This is a genomic window from Actinomadura sp. NPDC048032 (genome assembly GCF_040653175.1).
GTDB lineage: Bacteria > Actinomycetota > Actinomycetes > Streptosporangiales > Streptosporangiaceae > Spirillospora > Spirillospora verrucosospora.
Genome location: NZ_JBEZJP010000328.1, coordinates 1 through 9582, shown reverse-complemented (window position 1 = coordinate 9582; position 9582 = coordinate 1). Strand labels below are relative to the sequence as shown.

Sequence of the window (9582 nt, the reverse complement as noted above, 5' to 3'; positions counted from 1 at the left end):
GTGGTCGGGGTGAGGAACGCCTCGTCCTTCAGGCCGGCGGCGAGGTCGGCGAGCCGCTCGGCGGTGGGGTCCCCGGCCAGCGTGAAGCACACGACGTTCAGGCGGACCGGTGCGAGCAGGCGCAGGCCGGGGATCGTCTCGACGGCCCGCCCGAGGGCGCGGGCGCAGGCGATGTTCCGCTGGACGATCTCGCGGTGCCCGTCCCGCCCGTAGGCCCGCAGCGTGAACCAGGCGGCGAGGGCGCGCAGGCGGCGGGAGTTCTCCGGGGTGAGGTGGACGGGGTCGGGCGTCTCGCCAAGCGGACCGAGGTAGGCGGCGGCGTTCTGGAACACCCGGGTCTGGAGGCGCCGGTGGCGGGTGAACTGCACGGCGCTGTCGTAGGGGACGTTCAGCCATTTGTGCAGGTCGACGCAGATGGAGTCGGCGGCGTCGAGTCCGGCGACCAGGTCCGCGTGGTCCGGCGACAGCGCCGCGAAGGCGCCGAAGGCGGCGTCGACGTGGAGCCAGAACTCGTGGCGTTCCCGCAGCGCGGCGATGGCGCGGAGGTCGTCGAAGTCGACGGTGTTGACCGTGCCGGCGTTGGCGACCACGATCGCCGGGCCGCCGGCCTGGGCCAACGCCCGCTCCAGCGCCTCGGGGTCGACCGCCTCCCGGCCGTGCAGAACCGGCACCTGAACCAGCGAGGCACGGCCGAGACCGAGGATGGACAGGCCCTTCCCGATGCTCGAATGCGGACTTCCGGACAGGACGCGCACCCGTCCCAGTGCCGCCGTGCCCTCCTCCGCCACGGTGACGCCCCTGCGCTCGCCGAGCCATTCGCGGGCGACCGCCAGGCCCACCGTGTTGGACATGGTCGCACCGCTGACGAACGCCCCCTGGTGCGCGGCGCCGAGACCGAACAGCTCGCGCAGCCAGCCGACCGTCCGGCGTTCGAGCTCCGGGCCCCCGCCGTCGAGCGCCGACGTGGGGTTCTGGTCGGCGGCCGCGGTCAGCCAGTCGCCCGCCAGCGCGGCCGGCGTGGCGCCGCCCGTGACGAAGCCGAGGTAGCGGGGCCCGGCGCTGGCGGACAGCAGCGGGGCCCACTCGCGGGTGAACTCCGTGAGCGCCGCCGCCAGCCCGGCCCCCTCCTCGGGGAGCGGCACCGGGTCGGGCAGGCGCAAGGGCGGGACGACCGGCTGCTCATCCAGGCGACCGAGGATGTCGTTCGCGCTCAGGCCGACCGTCCGCAGGAGATCCGGAAGCCGGGCGAGATCTGCGGCGAGGCGTGGATGCATGAGCGCGACGGTATCCAGGGCGGCGTCGAAGATCCTGGTCCAATCTTGGCAAACTGGACCAATGCGTACCACCGACCTCCAGTTGGCCGCAGCGCTGGGCGTGTGGCGAAGGCCGGGCGTCGCCCTGGCACGGGCGCTGGCCGACGCGGTCGGCGACGCCGCCCTGGACGGCCGGTTGCGGGTCGGTTCCCCGCTTCCCGCCGAACGCCGTGCCGCCGCCGCGCTCGGCGTGAGCCGGGGGACGGTGGCCGCGGCGCTGGACATCCTCCGCGACGAGGGATGGGTCGACACGCGCCGCGGCAGCGCGAGCACCCTGCGGCTTCCGCCGGAGGCGGCGATGCGCGTCGCCCCGGTCTCGGCCGTCGGCGAGGACGGTGCCATCGACCTGCGAAGGGCGGTTCCGGCCGCGCCCCACACGGCGTATCAGCGGGCACTGCTGAGAGCGGCCGAGCGTTCCGGCCCGGTCCTGGCCGAAAGCGGGGAGACCGGCGCGGGGCTGCCGGAGCTGCGCTCACTCATCGCGGACCGCTACACAGGCGAAGGACTCCTCACGCGGCCCGAGCAGATACTGATCACCTCGGGGGCGCGCGCGGCCCTCGCGCTGCTGACGGCGCACCTGCGCCCCCGGGCCGCGGCCGTGGAGATCCCCACCTATCCCGCCGTGCTGGCCGGCTTCCGTGCGGCCGGAACCCGCCTGGCCGGCTGCCGGGTCGCCACGGACGGCTGGGACCTGGACCAGCTCGACGACGCGTTCCGGGCCGCGGCGGGCGGGCTGGCCTACCTGGTCCCCGACTTCCAGAACCCGACCGGCGCGCTCATGCCGGGCGCCGCCCGGCGGACCGTGGCCCGGCTCGCCGAACGCCACCGGGTGACCGTGGTGGCGGACGAGACCATGCGCGACCTCGATCTGCGGGCGGCGCCGGCGCCGCTTGCCCGGATACCCCGCGCCGTCCTCGTCGGCTCCGCGGCCAAGACGGTCTGGGCCGGCCTGCGGGTCGGCTGGATCCGCGGGACGGCCGCGCTGGTCGGCGAACTGGCCCGCCATCCGCTGTGCGAGCCGCTGTCCGCGGCGCCGACGCAGCAGATGGTCGCCGCCGAGCTCCTCCGCGACCCGGCGCCGGTCCTGGACCACCGGCGGACGGCCCTGCGGCGGCAGCGCGACCACCTGAGCGGGCTGCTGGCCGGAGACGACCGCTGGCGGTTCACCGTCCCGCCGGGAGGGCTCGCGCTCTGGTTGCGCCTGACCGCCGTGCGGTCCGGCCTCGTGACGGCCCGGGCCCGCGCGCACGGGCTCGAACTCTCACCCGGGCCGTCCTTCGCGGCCGACGCGACCTGCTCCCACCATCTGCGCCTCCCCTACACCTCGCCGATCACCACGCTGGACCGCGTCGCCGCCGTCCTGGACGGCGCGTGCGGCGGCCGAGGCCCGCGGGTCCCGAGCCCGGGCCGCCGGGGGACGCGCCCCGGCCGGTGAGCCGTCGCCCGGGCGGTCGCGCCGCTCACCTCTCGGCCCTGTCGGCGAGGGCGGTCAGGTCGGACAGGATCTCGGACGCCATGACGGGGTGCAGCTCGCCGAACGTCAGCGGCGTCCCCTTGCTGGGCCAGAAGTCGGCGGGTTCCACGGCGAGCCACACGTACTCGAGGACCTGGTGGTCGCCGGTGGCGTCGAGCGCGCCGACCGCGAAGCCGGGATCGAGGTCGATGACGACGTACCGCCGGTCGGCGACGCGCCGGGAGATCCACCGCTCGACCCCGGCGTCCAGCGGCGCGCCGCGCTCCCAGCCCAGCTTCACCAGGCCGAGGACGTCGCCGAAGGGCAGCTTGAGGCCCTCGAACCGCTCCAGCCGCCCGCTGCCGCGCTCCTGCTCGGTCAGCGTGTGGACGGGGCGGGTGAGCTGCGGGAACGGCTGCGATATCTCGTAGTCGGCGAAGACCTCCGACCACGCCTTCACCGTGTCGCCGAGGTCCAGCGGGTGCGCGACGCCGACGCGGGCCGACGCGGGGAGGGCGAACGCCTCGTCGCCGGCGTCGGCGAAGGTCCGGTCCTCGGCGATGCGGAACGCGGCGGTCGTGCCGCCGTCCTCCGCCAGCCAGACCAGGCGGCGGGCGATGTGCCAGACGAGCGGGTGCCGGACGATGTACTCGCCGAACTCGGCGTGCGTCCAGCGGCGCCGCGTCACCATCGCCTGCTCCAGCCTGCGGAGCTGGTCGGCCGCGACGGTGCGGACGTCCTTCTTGAGCGCGGCGAACGCCTGGTAGGCGGCGGGCGCGAGTTCGGGGTCGTCCTTGGCGGCGGGCTTGGGGAGCGTCTTGCGCCGCTTGCCGTCCTCGTCGGCGACGAACGGCTTGAGCTGCTCGTCGAACCGGACGAGGAAGCGGCGCGGGCCGTAGTCGAGGGTCATGCCCCCTTCGGCGTCGAGGCCGAAGTCCGGGACGAGCCGGTCCGCGAGCTGGTCGGTGCTCAGGTCGAGCCGCTTCGCGACCTGCCGGATCCGCTCCTGCGCCTCCGCCTGGAGCCCCTTGAACTTCACCTTCTGGGCGATGCCGTGCAGGTGCATCAGCGCCACGTCGGTGCCGATCTCGGCGAGCACGTCCAGGCCGTGGACGGCGTTCTTGTGCCCGCCCTCCCCCGGCCACGCCCGGATGACCGGCGTGAGGCGCCGGACGGTGTCGTCGTCGCCGGTGCGACCGAGCTGCCGCAGGACCCAGGCGTCCTTGGACGGCTTGCCGGCGTCGAGCCACTGCTGGAACAGCGCCCACCCGAATTCGGACAGCGTGCCGGGTGCGCACGCATCCGCCAGCTCGTCCATCGCGTACGGGGCCGGGAGCGCGAGCACCTCGACCAGACGGCCGACCGCCTCCCGGGGAAGGGCGCGTTCACCGCCCCGAAGCAGCACCTGCGGGAGCGGCGTCGGATCCAGCCATGCGCCGACGGCGGGGGGCCTGTCGAGGCCCGTCTCCACCGGCGGAGTGGACAGCAGCGTCCGGACCGCCTCGGCGGCCTCGTCGCCGTGCGCGTCGCGGGCCGCCGCGACCACGCCGTCGAGGCCGCGCAGGTCCCGCACGTACCGCAGGGCGGTCTCAGCGGGCCGCCGCTCCTTGACCTTGTCGCCGAGCGCCGCCGGGACGAGCAGGGGCACCGCGTCGACCCCGTGGCGGCCGAACCACTGGCGGGCCGGGCCGAGGAGCGCCCCGCGCTTGACGAGCCCCTCCGCCATGAACCTCGCCACGCCGCCGTCCAGGTACGGCATCAGCGGCTCGCAGCAGGTGTCGGGGAACGCCTTGGCCGTCCGGACGGCCGGGGGCAGGGCGTCGAGTTCGTAGCGGGCCGCGAGAGGCCGCATCCACACGTGAGCCCACCGGACGCCGTAGCCCTTCCATCGGGGCATGAGGGGACGGATCAGCTCCTCCGGCCCGTACACCATCAGCTGCACGTTGCCCGAGTCGTGGCCGGCGGACGTGTAGGCCCCGACCAGCGCCTCCCAGTCGGGGGCGTCGGGCTTCTCGGTCTTCGGGTCCCACTGGAGCCACTCCTCCCGCTCGCCCTCCCGCCACACGAGCCGCGCCTCCGGGACGGTGAGGCCCTTGAGGACGGGGCGCCGCGGGTTCAGCCACGGCGGGTCGGCGAGCACGGCGGGCAGCTCGCCGGGCGCCGCCTCCGGAACGCGGGCGGACGCGGCGGCGACGCGCCGGACGGCGGCGGCGACGTCCTCCGGCAGGCCGGGCAGCTCCGCGCCGGCCAGGTCGGGGTGGGCCTCGACGTGGGAGGCGAGCAGGTCGTCGGCGCCCGCGCGGGCCAGCAGCCGCAGCGCCCGCACCGGGAACCTGCGGGCGGCCTCCCCGACGGCGGCCCGGACGTGCTTGCGGTCGAGCCGGTCGAGCAGCGCCTGGAACGCCTCGTCCGTCGGCAGGATCGCGATCGTCTCGAAGATGCGCTTGCGGTCCTCGGACTCCAGGGAGAGGCCGTCCGCCTCGGTGAGGAGGAAGGGCAGGACGCCCGGCCCGATGCCGTCGGCCATGCTGGCCAGCAGGGCGCGGCTCGCCTGGCCCCAGTACAGGCCGCGCGCCGGGTACGCCGCCGCGAGCTGCTCCGGCTTGCCCAGCGCCGGCATCACCATCCCCAGCAGGTCGTGGCGGCGCGTCTGCGGGGGCGGCGCCGCGCAGCACTCGTCGACCCAGTCCTCCCGCGTCGGGACGAGGTACGACACCAGCCAGCTCGCGCACCAGCCGGACCTGTGCGCCGCGAGCCGCTCGACCGCGTCGGCGTAGTCGGCGTCGGACGCGACGGCCAGCAGCCCGCGGACGCGCTTCGCCTCCTGCTCCGGGATCTGGAGCGCGTACTCGTCCGTGACGCGCTGCGCGCCGACGGAGGTGCCGAGCCAGGTGCCGCCGCCCTTGCGGACGGCCTTCGTCCGGCTCAGCTCGACCAGCGCGCACGCCGCGAACCCGAGCCCGTGCTCGCCGACCCAAGCGTCGACGTAGGCCCGGCACACCTTGTCCCCCTGGTGGCCGCCCACGCCCATCGAGGTGACGGCCGCGACCACCGCGGCCCCGGCCGGATCGGGCCGCCCGTCCAGGTGCCGCCGCGCCGCCTCGGCCAGCTCGGGTTCGCCGGCGCCGCCCTTCAGCAGCGCCTCGACCACCCCGCGGCCCTGCTCCACGAAGCCCTGGACGGCGCGCGCCGCCGCCGCAGGACCGGGCACTTTGATCTTGGAACCGGGGGCGCCGCCGCGCCGCGCGTGCAGCGAACGCCGCCAGGCGTCCGGGATCACCAGGTCGTTCTCGCCGGGGAGCTGATCTTCCATGCCGCCCCACCGTAGAGGAGCATGCCGACAAATCCCGGGGATCCGGTGGATGACCGACCCCTGGAACGCCCGGCCGCGTCGCCGGGTCGGAGACGGTCCGCGCCATGGCCGGCTCCCTCCGCGGGCCCTGAGCCGTTCGGCCGCCCGGATTCCGCAGGTGGGACGATGGGTGGCCGGACCACGGGAAGGGGCGCGCATGGAGATCGGGGACGGGACGCTGGCCGTGGGCGCCGGGCGGCCGGAGGCGGAGAACTTCGCGCCGGGCCTGCCCGGGCCCGTGTTCGCGGCGCACTACCACCTGGCCGGGGAGGCGAGCGGGCCCTACACCTACGGGCGCGAGTCGAACCCGACGTGGACGCTGCTGGAGCGGGCCGTCGGCGAGCTGGAGGGCGGCGCGGAGGCCGTGTCGTTCTCCTCGGGGATGGCGGCAGTCGCGGCCGTCCTGCTGTCGCAGGTCCGGTCCGGCGACGTCGTGGTCCTGCCCGACGACTGCTACCACACGACCCGGGCGCTGAAGGAGCGCCTGGAGTCCTACGGCGCGGTCGTCCGCATGGGGCCGACCGCGGGCGACGCCCAGATCGGGCTGCTGGAGGGCGCGCGGCTGGTCTGGCTCGAAACCCCGTCCAACCCGAACCTGGACGTGTGCGACATCCGGCGGGTCTCCGAGGCGGCGCACCGGGCGGGCGCCCTCGTGGCGGTGGACAACACCCTCGCGACCCCGCTCGGGCAGCGGCCGCTCGACCTCGGGGCCGACTTCTCCGTCGCCAGCGACACCAAGGCGCTGACCGGGCACGGCGACCTGCTGCTCGGGCACGTCGCGACCCGCGACCCGGCCCTGGCGGAGGCGGTCCGGGTCTGGCGCAGGACCGTCGGCGCGATCCCCGGGCCGATGGAGGCGTGGCTGGCGCACCGGTCGCTCGCCACGCTCCAGCTGAGGCTGGACCGGCAGGCGGCCAACGCGCTGGCGGTGGCCGAGGCGCTGCGGGGACGTCCGGAGGTGTCCGGGCTCAGGTATCCGGGGCTGCCGGACGACCCGTCCCACGAGGTCGCGGCCCGGCAGATGCGCCGGTTCGGCTGCGTCGTGTCGTTCGCCCTGCACGACGAGGCGGCCGCCGAGAGGTTCCTCGGCTCGCTGCGGCTCGTCATGCAGGCCACCAGTTTCGGCAGCGTGCACAGCTCCGCCGAGCGGCGCGCCCGCTGGGGCGGCGACGCCGTGACGCCCGGCTTCGTGCGCTTCTCGGCCGGCGTCGAGGACACCGCCGACCTCGTCGCGGACGTCCTGCGGGCGCTGGCGTCGGCCGGGTAGCGCGAAAAGCGGATGATCCACGCGGGCCGCCGGGGCTAGCGTGGCCGCCCATGAGCGACGCGCGGGCACTTCTGGAAAGCGGCGACATCGCCGGACTGATCCGGCATCTGCGGTTCAACGCCGAGACGATGGAGCTGGGCGAGGTCGCGCGGCTCATGGAGGGCGCGGCGGCGCTGTCGGGCTTCGACGACATGCGCGAGGCGGCCGCGGCGATGGCCGTCCGGCAGGAGCCGCAGCAGCTCTACGACTTCGGCTTCGCCTGCGTCGAGCGCGGCGTCGCCTTCCTCGCGGTCCCGGCGCTGAGGCGCGCGCTGGAGATGCTGCCCGACGAGCCCGTCCTGCTCATGGAGCTGGTGTCGGCGCTGGAACGCGAGAACCGGCACGCCGAGGCCGTCGCGGCCCTGGAGCCGCGGGTGGACGCGCTGGACCCGTGGCCCGCCCGGTACCTGCTGGCCTACAACGCGCTGTTCTCCGGGGACCCTGGCCGGGCCGCCCGCGAGACGGCGCGGCTGCCCACGCCGGGCGAGGACTGGGTCCCGGCTCGCGACAGGCTCGCGCGGATGCTCGCCCGGGCGGAGGCGGCCGGACCGCTCGACTCCCGGGACCTGCGGGGCTGGCACTTCACGCTGGGCGGCGGCGTCCTCGCCACGATCTCGCCGTACGGGTTCGCGGACGGCATGACGGGGCGCTACGCCTACACGTCCGACAGCTTCGCCCTGTGCAGGCGGACCCTCGACCGGCTGCGGCTGGTCCTGGACGCGGCGGGGCGGCGTCCCGCGTCGGTCGGCCTGCTGCCCGACCGGTCGAGCCGGATCCTGGGCCTGGCCGCGGCGCGCCTGCTCGGGCTGCCCGCCGAGCCGTTCACGCCCGGGCGCCCCGGCGCGCTCGTGGTCGCCTACGACCTGAACGAGACGGACGCCGGCGGCCTGCGGGAGCGGGCCGAGGGGCAGGTGCTGTTCGAGCACGCGTCGTGCTGGACCGACCCGCCGGTGGTGAGCGCCGACGTCACCGGGTTCCTGCACCAGGTGGCGGTGTCTCCGTGGGGCGAGCGGCTGCGGGTCGGGGCCGGCGGCGAGCCGGAGACCATGCCGCCCGACGAGCGGCCCGAGGAGGTGCTGGCCGCCGAGATCGTCGCCGCCGACCCTCGGGCCGACGACGACGAGGGCGGCGACGGGGCGCCGCCGGACCCCGACGAGCGCCTGGCGGGCTTCGTCCGCGCGGTCGCCGGCCACTGGCTCACCGGGCCGAGGGACATGGTGCGCTCCCCCGGCCCCGTGCCGAGCAGCCGTTTCGCCTAGGAGGCGGTCAGGCCGGTCAGGTCGGCCAGCACCTCCGAGACGAGGACCGGGTCGACGCCGGCGAGACCGTCCGCGATCGCGCGGGACGGGTCGCCGGGCGCCGCGCCGATCCAGACCCGCTCGATCGTCTGGGCAGGGTTCAGGTCGACGTAGCCCACCGCGATGCCGGGGCTCAGTTCGACCACGACGGTGACTCCGGGCGCGAGCGTGCGGGAGACCCAGTGCTCGATGCCGTTGTCCTGCGGGGCGCCGCGGCTCCACGCCGTGCGGGTGAGGCCGAGGATCCGGCCGGTGGGGACGGTCGGCCCCTCGAAGCGTTCGAGCCTGCCGCTCTTCCCCTCGCCGTCGGCGAGGGCGTGGACGGGACGTCCGAGCTGCGGGAACGGCTGCAGGATCTCGTAGTCGGCGAACACCTGCGACCAGGCGGCCAGGGAGTCGCCCAGCAGCAGCGGATGGGCGATCCGGACGTCCGCCCACTCGGCAGGGTCGACGGTCTCGTCGTGGAGGTCGGCGAACGTCCGGTCCTCGGCGATCCGGAACGCCCGGTCGCCGCCCAGCCAGACCAGCCGGCGGGCGAGGTGCCCCATCAGCGGGTGCTCGACGAGGAACGCGCCGAACTCGGCGCGCGTCCACGCGCGGCCCGTGACCATGTCCGACTCCAGCCTGGCCACCTCCGCGGAGGCGACCGCGCGGACGTCCTTCCTCAGCTCCGCGAACCGCCGGTAGGCGGCCGGGGCCAGCTCGGGGTCGTCCTTGGCCCCGGGTTTGGGCAGCGCCTTGCGGCGGGCCCCGCCCTCGTCCGCCACCGGAAGACATGGGGCGGTCGACGACGACGTGCCCGTGCGCCGCCGACATGCCGGGCGCCGAGCACATGCCGAAGGCGTTCCACAACGACCGGC

At 75.7% G+C, this 9582-nt stretch carries 6 protein-coding genes; 3 read left to right on the top strand and 3 right to left on the bottom strand.

Annotated elements, in window-relative coordinates:
* Nucleotides 1-1274, bottom strand: a 1274-nt coding sequence (locus AB0C69_RS31200; RefSeq protein ID WP_360358612.1) for a pyridoxal-dependent decarboxylase, incomplete at its 3' end; no start/stop codon positions are given.
* A 61-nt stretch (nucleotides 1275-1335) separates the two neighbouring features.
* Between AB0C69_RS31200 and AB0C69_RS31195 the strand changes: the two genes are divergently transcribed.
* Nucleotides 1336-2748: a PLP-dependent aminotransferase family protein gene (locus AB0C69_RS31195; RefSeq protein WP_360358611.1), complete on the top strand. Its 1413-nt coding sequence runs from the start codon at nucleotides 1336-1338 to the stop codon at nucleotides 2746-2748.
* A 25-nt stretch (nucleotides 2749-2773) separates the two neighbouring features.
* On the opposite strand, the gene AB0C69_RS31190 is transcribed toward AB0C69_RS31195, so the two are convergent.
* A complete protein-coding gene (locus tag AB0C69_RS31190) occupies nucleotides 2774-6079 on the bottom strand; it encodes a DUF4132 domain-containing protein (RefSeq protein ID WP_360358610.1) in 3306 nt (1101 codons plus the stop codon).
* Nucleotides 6080-6275: 196 nt separating this feature from the next.
* Between AB0C69_RS31190 and AB0C69_RS31185 the strand changes: the two genes are divergently transcribed.
* Nucleotides 6276-7385: a cystathionine gamma-lyase gene (locus AB0C69_RS31185; RefSeq protein ID WP_360358609.1), complete on the top strand. Its 1110-nt coding sequence runs from the start codon at nucleotides 6276-6278 to the stop codon at nucleotides 7383-7385.
* Between the two features lie 50 nt (nucleotides 7386-7435).
* The gene (locus AB0C69_RS31180) at nucleotides 7436-8683 is read left to right on the top strand and encodes a hypothetical protein (RefSeq protein ID WP_360358608.1); all 1248 of its coding nucleotides are present in this window, start codon (nucleotides 7436-7438) and stop codon (nucleotides 8681-8683) included.
* Here AB0C69_RS31180 and AB0C69_RS31175 read toward each other — a convergent pair.
* Entirely contained in the window at nucleotides 8680-9489 is an 810-nt protein-coding gene (locus tag AB0C69_RS31175; RefSeq protein WP_360358607.1) for a DUF4132 domain-containing protein, read from the bottom strand. The two genes, AB0C69_RS31180 and AB0C69_RS31175, sit on opposite strands and share 4 nt — an antisense overlap.
* Nucleotides 9490-9582: the final 93 nt, after the last annotated feature.